General features: G+C 45.0%; 12 protein-coding genes. 6 read left to right on the forward strand and 6 right to left on the reverse strand.

The features are described from left to right. Window positions 1-99 precede the first annotated feature (99 nt). On the reverse strand, window positions 100-2,850 hold the full coding sequence (locus QQL36_RS15620) for an alpha/beta hydrolase family protein (protein WP_321570205.1): 2,751 nt from the start codon (window positions 2,848-2,850) through the stop codon (window positions 100-102). 408 nt (window positions 2,851-3,258) lie between these two features. Here QQL36_RS15620 and QQL36_RS15625 point away from each other — a divergent pair, with 408 nt between their 5' ends. Genes QQL36_RS15625 through QQL36_RS15635 form a run of 3 tightly spaced genes read left to right on the forward strand, consistent with a single transcriptional unit; the run spans window position 3,259 to window position 8,781 of the window. Then, window positions 3,259-6,363: a SusC/RagA family TonB-linked outer membrane protein gene (locus QQL36_RS15625; RefSeq protein WP_321570206.1), complete on the forward strand. Its 3,105-nt coding sequence runs from the start codon at window positions 3,259-3,261 to the stop codon at window positions 6,361-6,363. A gap of 16 nt (window positions 6,364-6,379) precedes the next feature. Beyond that, window positions 6,380-8,008 carry a SusD/RagB family nutrient-binding outer membrane lipoprotein gene (locus QQL36_RS15630; RefSeq protein WP_321570207.1) on the forward strand — a complete coding sequence of 543 codons (1,629 nt, stop codon included), beginning with the start codon at window positions 6,380-6,382 and terminating at the stop codon, window positions 8,006-8,008. A gap of 11 nt (window positions 8,009-8,019) precedes the next feature. Further along, window positions 8,020-8,781, forward strand: a complete 762-nt coding sequence (locus QQL36_RS15635; protein ID WP_321570208.1) for a DUF4397 domain-containing protein — start codon at window positions 8,020-8,022, stop codon at window positions 8,779-8,781. A 34-nt stretch (window positions 8,782-8,815) separates the two neighbouring features. Here QQL36_RS15635 and QQL36_RS15640 read toward each other — a convergent pair whose 3' ends face one another. The 4 genes from QQL36_RS15640 to QQL36_RS15655 all read right to left on the reverse strand — a co-directional run bounded on the left by QQL36_RS15640 (window position 8,816) and on the right by QQL36_RS15655 (window position 12,699). Continuing rightward, window positions 8,816-9,679 (reverse strand): DMT family transporter, encoded by an 864-nt coding sequence (locus QQL36_RS15640; RefSeq protein ID WP_083720353.1) that lies wholly within the window; start codon window positions 9,677-9,679, stop codon window positions 8,816-8,818. A gap of 50 nt (window positions 9,680-9,729) precedes the next feature. After that, window positions 9,730-10,494 (reverse strand): polyprenol monophosphomannose synthase, encoded by a 765-nt coding sequence (locus tag QQL36_RS15645; RefSeq protein ID WP_320581215.1) that lies wholly within the window; start codon window positions 10,492-10,494, stop codon window positions 9,730-9,732. A 69-nt stretch (window positions 10,495-10,563) separates the two neighbouring features. After that, window positions 10,564-11,337 (reverse strand): 3'-5' exonuclease, encoded by a 774-nt coding sequence (locus tag QQL36_RS15650; protein ID WP_083720351.1) that lies wholly within the window; start codon window positions 11,335-11,337, stop codon window positions 10,564-10,566. Window positions 11,338-11,346: 9 nt separating this feature from the next. Beyond that, window positions 11,347-12,699, reverse strand: coding sequence for a UDP-N-acetylmuramate--L-alanine ligase (locus QQL36_RS15655; RefSeq protein WP_321570209.1), 1,353 nt, complete (start codon window positions 12,697-12,699; stop codon window positions 11,347-11,349). A 329-nt stretch (window positions 12,700-13,028) separates the two neighbouring features. On the opposite strand from QQL36_RS15655, the gene ytxJ reads away from it, so the two are divergent. The 3 genes from ytxJ (at window position 13,029) to aroQ (ending at window position 14,489) form a co-directional block, all read left to right on the forward strand. After that, a complete protein-coding gene (ytxJ, locus tag QQL36_RS15660) occupies window positions 13,029-13,358 on the forward strand; it encodes a bacillithiol system redox-active protein YtxJ (protein ID WP_083722798.1) in 330 nt (109 codons plus the stop codon). Between the two features lie 137 nt (window positions 13,359-13,495). Then, window positions 13,496-14,059: a UbiX family flavin prenyltransferase gene (locus tag QQL36_RS15665; protein WP_083722797.1), complete on the forward strand. Its 564-nt coding sequence runs from the start codon at window positions 13,496-13,498 to the stop codon at window positions 14,057-14,059. Between the two features lie 16 nt (window positions 14,060-14,075). Continuing rightward, window positions 14,076-14,489, forward strand: a complete 414-nt coding sequence (gene aroQ / locus QQL36_RS15670) for a type II 3-dehydroquinate dehydratase (protein WP_083722796.1) — start codon at window positions 14,076-14,078, stop codon at window positions 14,487-14,489. A gap of 224 nt (window positions 14,490-14,713) precedes the next feature. Here aroQ and bioB read toward each other — a convergent pair whose 3' ends face one another. Then, the gene (bioB, locus tag QQL36_RS15675) at window positions 14,714-15,706 is read right to left on the reverse strand and encodes a biotin synthase BioB (protein ID WP_083722795.1); all 993 of its coding nucleotides are present in this window, start codon (window positions 15,704-15,706) and stop codon (window positions 14,714-14,716) included. Window positions 15,707-15,762: the final 56 nt, after the last annotated feature.

The following is a 15,762-nucleotide window of genomic DNA, read 5'->3' on the forward strand; positions in this document are numbered from 1 at the left end:
GGCTAAAAGCACTAAGGGCCGCAATTTGCGGCCCTTAGTGCTTTTGATTTATATCCCTGAAATCAGTTAGTTATCAGCAGTTTTGCCCGGCATCGGACATTAGTTTTTCTCTATATCCCAGCCCCAGTTTCTCCCCTTATCCAACGCAGGAACCCCTTTCGAAATCCACTCAGGCGCAGGTGCCCCCTTCAGAAAATGATCAAAGAACTGTTGCTCCCTACGGGAAATATCCTTCCTATTCTGCCGCTGTATCAAATTATGTGCTTCATTGTTGTAATTCAGCATCCATACCGGTTTCCCCAGTCTGCGCATACCTGTAAACAGCTCTATCCCCTGATACCAGGGCACTGCACCGTCCGCATCATTTGCCATGATAGCCAATGGAGTAGATACATTTGGCAGGTGGAAGAGGGGAGAATTCTCAATATACAACTCTGGTTTCTCCCACAGCGTAGCACCAATACGGCTCTGAGACCGCTCATACTGGAACTGCCTGTTCATACCACTTTCCCACCTGATACCACCATATGCACTTGTCATATTTGCCACTGGCGCACCCGCCCATGCTGCACTGAACAACTTAGTAGCTGTGATCAGGTATGCCACCTGATAACCACCCCAACTCTGCCCCTGTATACCCATCCTGGTACTATCTGCCCATGAATGTGCTGCCAATGCACGTGCTCCACTCACTACATAGTCATACGCACTCTTGCCCGGATGCCCTTTTTCATAATGTATATCAGGCACCAGTACCAGGTAACCTCTGCTCACAAAGAAAGAAATATTCAGTCTGGAAGGTGTTGGTGCTGGTGGAATATACCAGTATAATTGCTCAGACAATTTCTCATAAAAATACATTAGCACCGGATAAGACTTCGTACTATCAAAGTCTTCCGGTTTGTACAAAATACCTTCAGCCGGCTGACCATTATAAGCCGTCCATTTAAAGAGAGAAGCTGTACCCCAGTTGTATTCCGCCTGCTGTGGATTGAGATGACTCAGTTGTACAGCATGTGCAATATCGCTACCACCATATACATCTGGCGATTGCTGATAATTTTCTCTGGAATACAAATAGTAATTCGCATTATCTGCCTTCACCAGTTTTGTATAGTTGTAAGGCCCCATTACTACTGGTTTCAAATTACTCTTTGTACTTTCTGTCGTGTAATAACCGTTTTCTTTTGTGATATCATTGTAAGTGACTAACACCAGCTGCTGACCTGCTTTCAGGAAGCGTTCATCTTTAGTCAGTTTCACATAGCGGAACACCAGCTGCTGTTGTCTGCCCGTACCACCTGTAATCATTACTGGCGCCTGCTTTCCGGAAGGATCTACTTTCCAGATGTCATACCTGTCATAGATATACACAGCTGCATCCTTTTCCAGCCATGCTGCGATACCATAGCTACCCGGTGTTTCCGGCTGATCATCTTCTTCATCATATACCTGAACAGGAATGTTGGAGGTGATATTACGCGTAGTACCTGTAGCAGTTTCGTATGTGAAATAATGTTTTTGATTCAGGTCATACCAGATCACATATTTACCATCAGGAGAAATATAAGATGCACTATCCAGATCTTTGATGATGAGTTTACGTGAAGCATCTGTAATACGCAGCAGGTAAGATGTTTTCAACGTACCGCCTGTCCACTGTACTGCCACTCTCTGACCTTTATCTGTATAGGCAATTGCATAATCACTATTCCCTTCATCAGCAACCGTCACATTATCCACATCTTTATCTGCGAGTTGCAATACTTTTTTATTATTAGGAAAATAAACAGCGAGGAAATTCTTTTGCTGATCTTTTTCCAGGTTTTTCAACTGCATCGGTTGCAGGTAATCATCCAGGTAATTCCAGATATCTACTTTCGCTACTTCAAAGTCTACGATATTCGTATCCTTTGCAGCCGGAACAGGTGCAGAACCAAAGAATAATCTTTCACCGTTTTTGCTGAACCATACTTTACCATTTTGACTCACAGACCAACCTGCCGGAAACGCTTTGGTGTTCCTGTCTGCCACAATCGCACCAGTATCCTGACCAGCAGTATAGTAATATAATTCATAGAACTGTTGTAGTGCTTTTACGCTATCGCGGGTATTTACCCAGGCTGCTTGTTTACCTGCATCATCAAATGAAAGTTGTGTTCTGTTACCAAAACCTCTGCTCAGTGTATCTGCTTTTCTCGCGCTTACATCCCAGCGAAGCAGGGCATCATGCGTAGTAGAATCTTTTTTATCTGCTACCAGTTCTACGAGCAGGTAGTTACCAGTTTTACTGATCACATAATCCTGTACGTTTTTTATGGTATCCTGTTGTTGTTTATTGAGCGATACAATCACCAGGTTGCCGCTACTCGTATCCACCTGTGTTTTTTCCAGCAGGTAAGCGAGTACACCGCTGCCTTTTTCAGGCGTTTTGAAACTGCGGATGGTACCAGTTTTGTATACAGTATCTGCACCCGGATATAAGATCCCCAGTGAGTCTTTCGGCATTTCTGCCGTTTTTTTCTTTTTAATTTTTGCCTGTCTTACAGCCGCAAAAGTGGGTTTAATTGCAAACACCACATATCGGTTATCTTCCGTAATAACCGGTGTACTACCACGGGGCACCGAAATTTGTTTCTTTGATTTTGTGTAGTAGATCACCAGAGAAGCATCACCTTCCTGTGGTGTAATGGTGTAAACAACCAATTGTCCATTGTTGCTGATGACTTTGGTGCCAATGCTTTGCCAGCTGTCATACACACTTTGATCGAGTGGTTTTTTTGCTGGTTGTTGCGCATAGGTGAGAAGAGATATGCCGGATAGAACGGCTGTAACCATCATTTTTTTCATATGACTACCAAATTAAAAAAAATACACTTCGCAAATCCCGTAAAAAGTATGAAAGGTTAAATAAAAATAATAGTATTTTCTCCCCAATGCCGCTTTATGCATGAATCAACAAACATATTTGCATAAATTGGCCAAATAAATGCGGGAATATGCGGTTTTTTTATTTGTTTTATGGTGAAGGGTAAGTATACCAGTATGTAAGAATTTTTATCAACCAGCTTTAACTATTGAACTTTTTCATTCATCTGAGCCGTAGTCACATTTGATCGTAAACAATAGCACTATGTAGCTACAGGGTATTCATTTACTGAGGTACACCAGTTACCACTCAGTTTATTCTGGTTTGTTGAAACTGCGCAATCTGCGCAGCAGGGATGCTTTTGCCTATTTATTCATAAAATCAATGCTATGCGAAAATTTGCCGGAATGATGATAGTCCTTCTACTATCCTCATTATTACATTCATTTGGTCAGACGGCGCCGGTAACAGGTACCGTATTGGCAGAAGACGGGAAAACCCCTTTGATTGGTGTAACTGTAGTCAACACTACAACCAAAAAAGGGACCCAAACCGATGCCAGCGGCCACTATACCATCCCCGCTGAAAAAGGACAACAACTCATCTTTTCGTACATCGGCTATGGCATAGTAAGAATCAATGCCAGCGATGCCGCCAAAGTCGTGATGAAACCCAGCAATGGTGAACTCGGCGAAGTTGTAGTCACTGCCATGGACATCAAGCGTAATGCCCGTGAACTCGGTTACTCCGTACAGCGTGTAAGTGGTGATGAAATCGCCGCCACCCAACGTGAAAACTTTGTCAATGCTTTACAAGGCAGGGTAGCCGGTGTGACCATCACACCTACCACCGGACAGGCAGGCTCCGGTTCCTCTATCGTACTCAGAGGTTTCAACTCTCTCTCCCTGAGCAACCAACCACTATTCGTCGTAGATGGTATCATCGTGGACAACCAGACCCTGAACCAAAGCTCCAATGGCGGTGCAGGTATCGGTCTCGTATCCGACATGGCAAACAAAAACAGTGATTACACCAACCGCGCTGCCGACATCAACCCTGCTGATATCGCCAGCATCACCGTACTGAAAGGCCCAGAAGCCACTGCATTGTACGGTAGCCAGGCCAGCTCCGGCGCCATCGTGATCACTACCAAAAGAAGCAAAGGAAAAGGCATTCACATGAGCTATGACAATAGCTTCCGTACACAAAAGATCACCCGCTTCAATAAAGTGACCAATGCTTACAACACTGGTACAGACGGTGTGTACAGCTCCATCTTCCAGTCAGGTAGCGGTACCTTCTTTGGTCCTAAATACAGCGATACCACCAAACTGTATGATAACGTACACAACTTTTTCAGAACCGGTTTTACCCAAAGCCATAACCTCGGTGTTGACTTTGGTGTGAAGAATTCCGGCTTCCGTTTCTCTGCATCTTACATCAACCAGGATGGTGTGATCCCTAACAATAATTACAAGAAACTCAACCTGCGCTTAAGCAATACTACCAAAATCGGTAAGCATGTTGAAATCACACCCAGCTTCTCTGTTATCAACAGTGTGAACAACAAACCCCTGAGAGGTGCCGGCGGTTACCTGCTGGATTTATACCTCTGGCCTACCGATCATGATATCCATGACTGGCAGGATTCTACAGGGGGCAAAGCTACACTCGTAGCGGGCAACTCTCCGAATGCAGAAGTAGACAATCCAGTATTCAGTGTAGAACGTAACCTGAGCCAGGATAAAAATAACCGTTACATCGCTACCCTGGGTATCAACATCAATCCATTCCCATGGCTGGCAGTAGCAGGTCGTTTCGGTTACGATGCCTATCACACCGACGGTTATATGTTATACAACCCTGATTCCTACAATGTGACTGCCGCACAGAATGGTGCACTGGAAAATTACTACCTGAAATATTGGAGTTATAACCACACCATCACTGCAACCGCTACCAAGAGTTACAAGAAGTTCAACGGTCGCTTAATGATCGGTACCATGTGGCAGGATAATGAAACAGGTATGTATGCCGTAAGAGGTACCAACCTCACTGACCCTATGGGTACAGACAGCAGCAATACAGATCCCACCACCCGTACCCGCCTGCTCAGAAATGCAAAAGGCCTGTACAACATGAGCATCAACAGGAATATCGCTTACTTCGGCGAAGCAGCCATCGGCTACAGCGATCTCGCATTCGTGAGCTTCACACAGCGTTTCGAAACAACGAGCATCATGCCAGCTGCCTCCCGCGATTATAATTACCCTGGCATCAGCGCCAGCTTCATTCCAAGTGAAGTGATTCCTGGTATGAAAACCAGCAAGGTACTGAGCTACTGGAAAGTCCGCGCTTCCATGGCGAGTACCGCACGTCTCTCTTCACCCTATGCCAACCAGTCTGTATTTGTGAATAACCTGGCTAGTGGTGGTGGATATTCATATGGGTATACAAATGCGAATCCTAACCTGAAACCGGAAAGACAAAAGACCTTTGAAATAGGTACAGAGTTCAGAATGTTCGATGGTAGAATCAATGCAGAAGTTTCTTACTACAATACACTGGTGAAAGACCAGATCGCTGAAAATTTCCGCGCCAGCTATGCTACCGGTTTTATCCTGAATACCATGAACGCGGCCTCTACCCGCAATAAAGGTATCGAAGCCATGATCTCTGCTACACCCGTGCGCAAAAAGGATTTTGGATGGGACCTGACCCTGAACTTTAACAAGATGTACAACAAGGTACTTGCCATCCCAAGCACCCTCACTGAATATTATATCGCTGATACCTGGGTGTACGGCAATGCCAGAGGTGGCCTCAAGAAAGGCGGCGCAACGACTACTATCACAGGTTATCACTATTCCCGCAGCAACAAAGGTGATATCCTCATTAATCCTTTGACAGGCCTCCCTGTTATCGATGCTACCTTCGGCGTGATCGGTGATCGTAATCCAGACTTTACCCTGGGTATCAACAATACCCTCCGTTATAAAAAATGGACATTGAGTTTCCTCTGGGACCTGAAAGTAGGCGGCGATATATTTGACGCCACCGACATGTACCTGACCGTACAAGGTAAAGGCATCAAGACTGCCGACAGAGAAACTTCCCGTATCATCAAAGGTGTGCTGAACGATGGATTGCAGAACACAGACAAGCCTACAGAAAACAATATCGTAGTACTCCCTTATCGCCAGCAGGCTTACTACACCAATATGCCTGAAGAAGAATTCATCCAGAAAGATGTGAACTGGTTCCGCCTCCGCGATCTGACCATCAGCTACAACTTTGGCAAGTGGAAAGGTATCAGCAACATCGGTGCATTTGTCACCTTCAATGACCTGGTGCTGATCACCAACTACAAAGGCGCAGACCCGGTGAGCAATGGAAATACTTCTGCCAACAGAGGCGTGGGTGGATTCGGATTTGACTATGGCAACCTGCCTGCTCCGGTGAGTGCCAACTTTGGTTTAAGGGTTTCATTTTAATTAAAAAACTACAGGTATGACTAAGAATAAATTGTTGAAATATGCCTGCTTGGGCGCTATCATAGGTATGCTGGGTACGGGGTGTAAGAAGCTGATTGATGATGCCTACACCAATCCCAATGCGGATGTGGAACAACCGATCGAAACATTATTGCCCAACCTGATCTCTAACCTGGTCAACAGTTATACGGCCAATGGTACGAACTATGGAACCGTAGTAGATAACTATTACACCGGGCGTTATATACAATATTGGTGTGCAAATGCCAATGGCAATCAATACGACAAAATGGGAGGCGCTACGGGTTCCAGCGATATTATGGGGAACCTGTGGGCTGCCCACTATTATGGCATGGGACAAAACCTGAACAAGGTAGTAGAGTGGGGGATTGAACAAAAAAAATGGGATTACGTAGGTGTAGCCTATGCACTGCGTGCCTGGGGATGGCTCAGTCTCACGGATCAATATGGTGAAGTAGTGTTGAAAGAAGCATTCAACACCAGCCAGGATCAGTTTGACTACGACTCACAGGCCGATGTATACGATACTGCCAGAGCTGTTGCTTTTCGTGCACTGACTTACCTGAACATGACTGGTGATAGTGTAAGCGCTACCAACCTTGCCAAAGGCGATGCTTACCTCTACAATGGCGATGTGAATAAGTGGAAGAAGTTTGTATATGGTGTTCTTGCCCGTTCTTACAATCATCTCTCCAATAAATCTACTTACCAGCCGGATTCTGTGATCAAGTATGCAGATCTGGCCATGAGCAGCAATGAAGACAATGCCATTTACAGAGTAGCGAATGCATCAACCAGCGCGACTAAAAACTACTTTGGTCCTTTCCGTGCAAACATCGGTTCTCTCGTACAGGGCGAGTATATCGCCAACCTTGAAAGTGGTAACAACACCGTCTTCCCGGTAGCTGATCCCCGTGCTTACTACCTGATTCGTGAAAACTTCAATGGCACCTTCAAAGGTATCCGCCCTAACTATGGCGCTACTGGTAGCACAGGTTTAGATACTGCCGACCTGCCACGCAACTATTGGGGTGGTCAGTATAGTTCTTCCAAATCTCTGAATCCACGCTACCTCTATGCAGATGATTCTCCATGGCCGGTAATGACAGCTACAGAAATGCAATTCATGAAAGCAGAAGCGGCTTATCGCAAAGGTGATAAAGCCACTGCTTTAACTGCCTATACAAACGCAATCTCTCTCAGCATGGATATGATGTTGGATTATCCTACAAACATTCCTGTGGGCAAGGAAATGACGGCTACTGCAAAAGCTACTTACATGGCCAATGCCAGTGTGGTACCTACAAGTGCGGCGAACCTGACCCTCACACATATCATGCTGCAAAAGTATATTGCCATGTATTGCTTTGGTGTAAATGAAGTATGGGTAGATATGCGTCGTTTCCACTACACAGACCTCGACCCTGTTACAGGTGCACAGGTATATGCAGGATGGACGCCACTCAGCGCTGCTGATCTGTATCTCAATAACAACCAGAAACTGGTTTACCGTTGTCGTCCAAGGTACAACTCAGAGTACCTGTACAACATTCCTGCACTGACAGCATTGGGTGCTTTGGAACTGGATTATCATACGAAGGAATGCTGGTTTTCACAACAATAAAAATATTCGATATGCGTAGATTCATATTAGCAGGTATGGCCTTATTGATGGGGATCACAGCCTGTAAAAAGGAATTCACGATTCATGCTACGGAAGAAGGAACAAGCGGTAAAGCGTATTTGAAAGTAGTACATGCATCAACAAACCTGGATACATTCAATATCTATGTGGGAGGTACTAAAGTGAATGGTGCGGCCATCACTTACAATAGTATCTATCCTGTATCCGGTGTCAATTCTTATCTCACCATTGACCCGGGTACCCAAACAGTAGAGCTGTTTAAACCCGGTACCTTAGTTGGTGATAGCATCAGTTTACAAAGCTTCAGTGACACTTTCGAAGCTGGTAAATACTATACTTTTATTCTCACCAGTGCAGGGCAGATCTTTACACAGGATGCATTCCCTACACCTGATACCGGCATGATCGATATCCGTTTTATTCACACGGTCTTAAATGATACCACCGGTAAAACCGTTGATCTCTACTCCGCCAAACATGGTGTGGTAGCGGCCGGACTCAGTCCCGGTGAATTGAGTGATTACATCCCCGTTGCTTACAATGTAAACATAAAGGATACGCTCTATGTGACCCGTTCTGCTTCGTCAGCGACACCGTTGTCAGGAAGGGCTGTATTTGCTACCATGGCATTGACGACAGGGAATATCGCGAACCTTACTGTACAACGCAGTTACACCGTTATTTTCAAAGGAAGCATATCTGTGACATCTGGTACTAAAGCCCGTGGTTTGATCGGGTATGTACATTATTAAAATAAAAGAAGCCGCCTCATAATGGCGGCTTCTTTTATTTTGCTATCACTCTTCGCATCTGCAAAAACACCGAAAGAATAATACACCCCAACCCCGCATAAAACGCCCAACTCAACTGCTTATTCTCCTGAAACAATACAAACGCTATAATAATACTATAAACAGGTTCTAAATTAAAAGTCAGATTAGTCGTAAACGAACTCACTTTCTTCAACGCCGCCATCAGCAACATATACATACACACCGTACACGCCCAGCTCAATATCAGCAAATAGATCAGATCCGTCGTAGACGGCAGTAAGAAATGTTGATTCACCACCCCCAAATACATCGGCATAAATAACGACAACACTACAAACCCTACTAACAACTCATAAAACGTAATAGAAGGTGAATCATAATGCGTGAGCAACTTCTTATTCACAATCGTAAACAGCGCAGCAAAAACAGATGACACGATCCCCATTATAATCCCTGTATGATACTGCGAATCAAAATGGAAAATCATCACAATACCCGCCAGCGTAATCCCACTCAACATCAACTCTCTCACATCAAATCTTCGCCGGCTGATAATCGGATCTAACACCGCCGTAAACAAACTTGTCAATGAAAAACAAACGACGCCGATACTTACATTCGAGTACTTAATACTCCCATAAAAGAACAGCCAGTGCATAGCAATCACCACCCCATTCAATCCAATAGGAACTAATTGTCTCCACGACAGTCGCGACAACATTCCCTTCCAGCGAAATATAATAAACAGAGAAATGACAGTGAATAATAGTCGGTACCAAACGAGCAATCCTTCATTCAGGGAAATCAGCTTCCCAAGGATGCCCGTAAAACCTGCCAGGAAGACTGACAGGTGTAATTGCAGCAAAGGTTTTTTCATTTTTGTATCAGTCCGCTGCCAATAGGCTGAGGCAGCAATATCAGCATTCTCTATTGTTCCTGCTCCTGTAACTGTTCGTTCCGCACTCTTCTCTCATACTTCCTAAACAGGCTCTCCCATTGAATCTTGAGCACCCCCAATATTCCTTCTTTCACAATTCCCTTGCTCATCTTGGAATATCCTTCCTTACGATCTATAAAGGTGATAGGCACTTCCTTCACCTTAAAGCCCAGTTTCCAGGCAGTAAACTTCATTTCGATCTGGAATGCATATCCAACGAACCGGATAGCATCCAGGTTGATGGATTCCAGTACCTGTCTCTTGTAACATACGAATCCGGCGGTCGCATCTTTTACACGCATCCAGGTCACGAACCGTACATATACAGAAGCACCGTAGGAGAGCACAGCCCTATCCCATGGCCAGTTTTCTGTTCTGCCACCTTTTACATAACGGGAGCCAACGGCTACATCCCCACCTTCTCTTGCACATGCATTATAAAGCCTTGGCAGGTCTTTCGGGTTATGAGAGAAGTCCGCGTCCATCTCGAAGATGTACTGGTATCCCTTGGCCAGCGCCCACTTGAACCCATGAATATAGGCAGTACCCAACCCTTGTTTGCCGCTTCTTTCCGAAAGGAAGAGTTCCCCCGGATGTTGCTGCTGTAAGGACTTTACTATATTCCCGGTTCCATCCGGCGACCCATCGTCAACGATCAGAATGTGAAAGTCTTCCTGCAGTGAGAATACTGCGTCAATGATCTTCCTGATATTATCCTTCTCGTTGTAGGTCGGAATGATGACAAGCTTTTCCAATCAGCTAAGTGTTGTTTTAGGACTGCGAAATTATAATAATCGGGAAATATGTTCCCTATTTTATAAACATTAAATCTTTTTTAACATCATACTGTGGTAGATGTCTGTGAGTTTTTGCTTGGTATTCAAAGGAAAATCGGCCTTCATCATCCAGTCATAATATTGAGGCTCAATCTTCAACACATCTCTTACCGCCCGGCCTTTGTACTTTCCGAAGTTGAAAACTTCTGTGCCGTTCTGCATGATCATGCGGCGGGCAAAGTCAACATATTCTTCTTCTTTGGTAAATTCAGCCAGGGGGTCCACCTCTGATTGTAACTGTTCGTAACGGTCGAGCTGGGCTTCCAGGATCTCGTAAGTAGCGAGTGCATCGGCTTCCGCGCTATGTGCATTCTCTAGATTCTTATCGCAGTAGAATTTGTAGGCCGCGCTGAGGGTGCGCTTCTCCATCAGATGGAAGATCTTCTGTACATCGATGAATTTACGTCCTTTCACATCGAATTCCAGTCCGGTACGGAGGAATTCTTCTACCAGCAGCGGTATGTCAAAACGGTTTGAGTTATATCCGGCTATATCGCAATTGTCCATGAACTGTCTCAGTTCATTCGCAGCCTGTTTAAATGTAGGACAATCCTTCACATCTTCATCACTGATTCCATGAATGGCAGTGGTAGCTGGAGGGATCGGCATGCCTGGGTTGATGCGTCTGGTTTTTTTCTGAATGCTCTTGTCGGGCATTACTTTAACGATCGCAATCTCGATGATACGGTCTGTGGCCACATTGGTACCGGTTGTCTCAAGGTCAATAACGGCCAGGGGCCTTGTAAGTTGCAGTGATGGCATGACTGATTTTTATAAATACTTTGTGAGCGAAGGTACGTTCATTCCTTCATAATCTCCTGAACTCATCAGCAGGAGGTTTGCATTCTGATAATTTTGTGCGTCCAGAAACGCCTGCAGATGCTCTCGGTTATTGAATACCTGGAGGTCGTTTCTGCCAAATCCCTGTGCAATGCCTTCCGGCTGCAGATCTGGCATACGCTTGATTTCCAGGGCATGACGGCTATAAAATACGGCAGGCACATCTGCCTTGTCCATAGCACCCTGGTACTGCACCATAAAGGCAGCATTCAGGCTGCTATAAGTATGTAATTCCAGTACAGCGATCAGCTGACGGGATGAGTATTGTTCCTTTAGCGCTTCGATCGTGGCCTTCACTTTGGACGGTGCATGGGCAAAGTCGCGGTAAATAGCGCAATGATCATTTTTGCCTACCAGTTCCAGTCGCTTCGCTGCCCCTTTGAAGGTAGCGATGGCGGATAGAAACGTAGTATCATCTACGCCCAGTTCGTTGCAAACCAGTCTGGCAGCGTGCATATTCAGCAGGTTATGGTCGCCGAATACCTCCATTTCTTTGGTTTGACCGCCAAAGGTAACGCTGGTCACGCCATTGTTGATCTGGTGAGGAGGTACGCCATAAGGGACTAGTTTCAAATGACCGCCTTCGGCATTCACGAGCTTCACCAGCTCAGGATCAGTATCGTTATAGATCAGGGTGGCACCCTTTTCCATAGTTTTGATAAAAATGGAGAACTGCTCCAGGTAGATCTCATATGTAGGGAACACATTGATGTGGTCCCAGGCAATACCGGTCAAAACAGCGATATGCGGGTGGAGGAAATGGAACTTCGGGCGCTTTTCGATTACAGAGGCAGGGTATTCATCTGCTTCCATCACGATGGTGGGTGCACTGGTGATGTTCACGGATTGTGCAAAACCGGCCAGACGGGCACCTACAAGGTAATCGAAGTCCTTGCCTGCCTGTTGTAACACATGCATAATCATAGCAGTAGTGGTCGTTTTACCATGACTGCCACCGACTGCCACACGTTTCTTTTGCAGACTTTCCTGGTAGATATATTCGGGGAACGAGTAGATCCTGAGGTTCAGCTCTTTGGCTTTCAGGAGTTCAGGGTTGTCGCCACGGGCGTGCATACCAAGAATGACAGCATCCAGATCATGGGTAATGCGGGAATCATCCCATCCCATGGTAGCAGGCAGAATACCTGCCTGGCGCAGGTTGCTGAGAGCAGGCTCGAATATTTCGTCGTCGCTCCCGGTCACCTGGTAACCCTTTATCTTTAGTGCTATTGCCAGCTGGTGCATCACGCTACCACCTATCGCAATAAAATGTACTTTTGTCATATGCAATAAAACAGTTGCCGGTATTTTGCGTTATATTTATGTAAAACGGGAAAAAGGACTGATATTATCAATAAAATTTTTAATATAAATTTTATATTTGCAAAGTAACGTCAAAAAATGGCGATTAAAAAAGTGATATCACCTTTCCCTATGAAATTTCATTTACCACTTAAACATCCCTTTATGCAAGTATCATTCAAAGTTTTGGGCGGCGCTGCGCTTATTTGTATCTTTGCTACTTTATTCACTTCGTGTGCGTCTCAAAACAAATTGGGCTGTCCGATGAAGATAGGCAAGGTGGGCCATGCGACAAACAGCAAGGATTGTTAATGAATTGGATACCTTTAACTACTGAAGATCAGTTAAATTCCATCAAGGAAGCATCTGAAACGGAAACCGTCGTAATTTTTAAGCACAGCACCCGCTGTTCCATCAGTGCGGTAGCCAAATCAAGGCTCGACAGAGCTCAAGCGCCTGAGAATATGACCTTCTATTATCTGGACCTTATTAAGTATCGGAAAATATCAGATGAAATTGCAGCGACTTATGGTGTAGAGCATGAATCTCCCCAGGTGTTGCTGATAAAAAATGGGAAGTGTGTGTATGATGAGAGCCATAGTGCCATTATAATGGATGAGCTGGTATCACATGCAAATTAAGAGTTATTAGCTAGCAGCTATTTATCCAAAGAAATTAGTACCGGCCACCAGGCCGGTATTTTTTTTATCAGTTGGTGACTATTAAGTGATCGGTTTGTATTTGAAAGGAGAGCTACTTTTTACCTAGCTTTGTAAGTATGAAACACCGTATAGTTGTAGCAGTTACCGGGGCCAGCGGGGCCATTTATGCACGTCAGCTATTGCAGAAGCTTGAAAAAGCCGCTGCGCAGACTGAAGCCGTGGCCATTGTGATGACGGAAAATGCCAGAACGGTGTGGGAAACGGAGCTGGGTACGGACGATTATAAGGCATTGCCCTTTAAAACCTATACCCAGCAGGATTTCATGGCGCCGTTTGCCAGTGGCTCAGGCAGGTATGATACGATGATTATTTGTCCCTGTTCCATGGGGACCCTGGGCCGGATAGCCGGAGGAATGAGTAATGACCTGATTACCCGGGCAGCCGATGTCGTGTTGAAAGAACGCCGCAAACTAATATGTGTGGTAAGGGAAACACCTTACAATGTGATCCATATTAAAAACATGCTCACGGTCACAGAGGCAGGAGGCATCATTTGCCCGGCTACGCCATCTTTTTACAGTGTACCATCCACATTAGAGGAAGTGGCTGCCACTGTAGTAGACAGGGTCATTGATCTGGCTGGCATTCAGCAGGATACTTATAGATGGGGACAAGAATAATTAGTAATTTGTACAAATGAAAATAGCAATCATTAATGGCCCTAACCTGAATTTGTTGGGTAAAAGGGAGCCGGGTATCTACGGAAATGAATCTTTTGAAGATTATTTCGTAAAACTGAAGCAGTTATTTGCAGATGTAGAGCTGGAATATTTTCAGAATAACTCCGAAGGAAATATAATCGACATTTTACATGAGATAGGGTTTACCTATGATGGGATTTTGTTGAATGCAGGTGCGTATACACACTATTCGATTGCTATCAGGGATGCGATTGCGGCTATTAAAACGCCTGTATTGGAAATACATATCAGTAATGTACATGCAAGGGAAGAGTTCAGACATACGTCTGTAATTGCTCCTGTGTGTAAAGGGACGATTGCTGGTTTGGGAATGAAAGGGTATGCGTTAGGGATAAATTACTTCCTATAATTACGAATTTCTATCAGCTCGCTTACGGAATTCTTGCTACTCGCTTATGAAGTTATTGTTACTCGCTTATGAAGTTCCTGCTACTCGCTTATGAATTTCTATCAGCGAGCGGGGCTCGCTGATAGAAATTCGCGCCTCAAAAAAAAACGCTTTTCCCGCAGGGAAAAGCGTTTTTTTTTGATACTATTTTAATTACTTAAAATTTTAAATAATGCTTTATTATTTTAGAATATCGCCGCCTGAACCTCTTCACCCTTAAACGCCTCTCTTGGCTTCAATCCCAACAACTCAAACATCATATGATCCTCTTCAAATGAAGGATTCGCCGTCGTCAACAACTTCTCACCCGTAAATATTGAATTCGCACCCGCCATAAAACACAGCGCCTGCTCAGACATACTCATCTCCGCACGTCCCGCACTCAACCTCACCATCGCTTTCGGCATCAAAATACGCGTCGTCGCAATCATCCTCACCATATCCCAAAACTGCACCTTCGGCATATTTTCCAGTGGCGTACCCTTCACACGTGTCAACGCATTGATCGGCACTGAATCCGGATGCACTGGCAAGTTGCTCAGCGTATGGATCATACCAATCCTGTCCTCATGGCTCTCACCCAGACCAATAATACCTCCACAGCAAACACTCACCCCTGCCTTACGTACATTATCCAACGTCTTTAAACGATCATCATAAGTCCTGGTCGTAATGATCTGCTCATAATACTCACCAGAAGTATCCAGGTTGTGGTTGTAAGCATATAAGCCTGCATCCGCCAATTTCTGCGCCTGATCTTCTGTAAGCATACCAAGCGTACAGCATACTTCCATTCCCATTTCATTTACACCTTTTACCATTTCAAGTACGCGGTCAAAGTCACGGTTATCCCGCACCTCTCTCCATGCAGCACCCATACAGAAACGGGTAGAACCAGCTTCGCGCGCTTTCGCCGCATATGCCAGCACCGCATCTTTCTGCATCAGGCCATGTACTTTAATGTCGGTATTATAGCGCGCTGCCTGAGGGCAGTAAGCACAGTCTTCAGTACAACCACCGGTTTTGATGGAGAGCAAAGTACATACCTGTACTTCCGCCGTATCCTGCGTCTGTCTGTGAACAGATGCCGCACGGAAAACCAGCTCCAGTAAGGGCGTATTGTAGATCTCTTTTATTTCTTCAATAGACCAGTCGTGACGGATCTGCACATCTTGCATAATAATGTAATTTGAGTAGCAAATCTATACATTTAATCCATACTGCCAAACTACGG

It is taken from the genome of Chitinophaga sp. LS1 (assembly GCF_034274695.1).
Taxonomy (GTDB): Bacteria; Bacteroidota; Bacteroidia; order Chitinophagales; family Chitinophagaceae; genus Chitinophaga.

Excerpts from the sequence above, each read along its gene's own strand:
- QQL36_RS15620 (WP_321570205.1), bottom strand. The coding sequence starts at position 2,850 with ATGAAAAAAATGATGGTTACAGCCGTTCTATCCGGCATATCTCTTCTC.
- QQL36_RS15625 (WP_321570206.1), top strand. The coding sequence starts at position 3,259 with ATGCGAAAATTTGCCGGAATGATGATAGTCCTTCTACTATCCTCATTA.
- QQL36_RS15630 (WP_321570207.1), top strand. The coding sequence starts at position 6,380 with ATGACTAAGAATAAATTGTTGAAATATGCCTGCTTGGGCGCTATCATA.
- QQL36_RS15635 (WP_321570208.1), top strand. The coding sequence starts at position 8,020 with ATGCGTAGATTCATATTAGCAGGTATGGCCTTATTGATGGGGATCACA.
- QQL36_RS15640 (WP_083720353.1), bottom strand. The coding sequence starts at position 9,679 with ATGAAAAAACCTTTGCTGCAATTACACCTGTCAGTCTTCCTGGCAGGT.
- QQL36_RS15650 (WP_083720351.1), bottom strand. The coding sequence starts at position 11,337 with ATGCCATCACTGCAACTTACAAGGCCCCTGGCCGTTATTGACCTTGAG.
- QQL36_RS15655 (WP_321570209.1), bottom strand. The coding sequence starts at position 12,699 with ATGACAAAAGTACATTTTATTGCGATAGGTGGTAGCGTGATGCACCAG.
- ytxJ (WP_083722798.1), top strand. The coding sequence starts at position 13,029 with ATGAATTGGATACCTTTAACTACTGAAGATCAGTTAAATTCCATCAAG.
- QQL36_RS15665 (WP_083722797.1), top strand. The coding sequence starts at position 13,496 with ATGAAACACCGTATAGTTGTAGCAGTTACCGGGGCCAGCGGGGCCATT.
- aroQ (WP_083722796.1), top strand. The coding sequence starts at position 14,076 with ATGAAAATAGCAATCATTAATGGCCCTAACCTGAATTTGTTGGGTAAA.
- bioB (WP_083722795.1), bottom strand. The coding sequence starts at position 15,706 with ATGCAAGATGTGCAGATCCGTCACGACTGGTCTATTGAAGAAATAAAA.